Raw genomic sequence first — 1,652 nt, 5'->3', positions numbered from 1 at the left:
ATACAAATAAACTAATCAGACAATATATACCGAAAAAGGATTCGTTTGAACATTACACAGACAAGAGAATTATGTCGATACAAAAGAAATTGAACGAAAGACCGAGAGAAAAATTAAACTTTTCTACACCTAAGTGCGAGTTCTTCAAACACGTTTTGTAATTTTGCACTTGCTGGTTGACTCTACGATTAAATATAACTCGTTAATCATTAATTATTTATACTTCTTAATGTTTGGTTAATTTGTAAAAAATGATTACCTTTGGATGTTAAAAACAACAAGAAGCAAGATGAAGTACTACTCTCAATATCGTAATCATGATTTGTTTGATCTTCAGGAGCTACTCTCACGATTTTGCAAGTCCAATCGCTGGGTTAAACTTGGCGACAACCTGCCCTGGGATAATATCGTGCGGGAATACAACAAGCGTTTGCAGTATCGCCACGCAGGAGCGGACAATAAGACGGCTTCTTACACCCTTGCGATGGGCTATGACAATATGCACCGCATCACAAGCAAGAAGCAACACCTCTCGCAAACGGGCGTACAGTTTGAGGGTACACTCCATGCAGGCTACGACCTGACCTATACTTACGGCAAGGATGCAGGCAAGAAGTTCCAACTCGACAATGTTCGTGACATCAACTACCGCACGGAAGAGACTCCTACGGAGAGTACGAATATCAACAACGGACACAAGTACGCTTACGACCTCAATGGAAACCTTGTCTACATCAATACCTCTCGTGTAAAGAAAGACGGCAAGGAGGATGAAAAGGCGACCGAGCAGAAGTACCGTTGGGACGAGGAGAACAGACTCCTTGCAGCAGATGAGAACGGCTTTGTGAGCAACTATTGGTATGATGCCGACGGTGAGCGCACGGTAAAGACATCAGGCGAGAATGAAGCTATTTATGTGAACTCCGAGTTCTCGGGAGGCAACACCGGTACGGCAAGGTTCAGTCTCTATGTCAGCCCATACTTAGTTGCTGGACAGGGTGGCAAGTACACCAAGCACATCTACATCGGTAGTCAAAGAATAGTCAGCAAGCTTGGCGACCTCGCAAGCTACGGTGCGGACCCGAGACGCATCCCGTATGCAGGCAATGAGGCGGACGGCTTGACGGTGGACTACAAGGCCAAGTACAACCTGCAGATCCAATCCATCAAGGACAACTACAAGACGTTTGACATCCCTTACAACGGTGAGGACAATAACGACTATGTAAACGGTCAGGGCTTCTGTTGTGACGATGGTACGCCCGAAGCAGCACAGGCGAAAGCCATGACGCGGGCGGCAAGCGACGGCAACTTCAAGCCCAACGACGAGTACGAGAAGATGCAGTTCTACTACCACCCCGACCACTTGGGGAGCAGTAGTTACATCACCAATCTCGACGGCGAGGTATCGCAGCACATCGAATATGTGCCGTTTGGTGAAGTGTTCATCGAGGAGCGCAACAACACGTGGAACACGCCTTATCTCTTCAACGCCAAGGAATTTGACGAGGAGACGGGTATGTATTACTATGGTGCAAGATACTATGAACCGAGGCTGAGTTTGTGGATGAGTTGCGATCCTATGCAGGAATTAAAAGTATGTATTTGTTCTTATACTTATTGTATTAGTAACCCTATAGTTTATACCGATC

Annotated in this window: 1 protein-coding gene and 1 pseudogene; both read left to right on the top strand. The window is 45.9% G+C overall.

All coding sequences use genetic code 11. The features are described from left to right. Positions 1–161 (top strand): annotated as a pseudogene (locus E0E16_RS14015) (IS30 family transposase); the annotation flags it as partial. A 248-nt stretch (positions 162–409) separates the two neighbouring features. After that, on the top strand, positions 410–1,652 hold a 1,243-nt coding region (locus E0E16_RS00005; protein WP_255418071.1), incomplete at its 3' end, for an RHS repeat domain-containing protein.

The organism is Prevotella rectalis (genome assembly GCF_900607215.1).
Classification (GTDB): domain Bacteria; phylum Bacteroidota; class Bacteroidia; order Bacteroidales; family Bacteroidaceae; genus Prevotella; species Prevotella brunnea.
The sequence above is the reverse complement of the archived record's forward strand: the minus strand, read 5'-3'. Positions and strand labels throughout refer to the sequence as shown.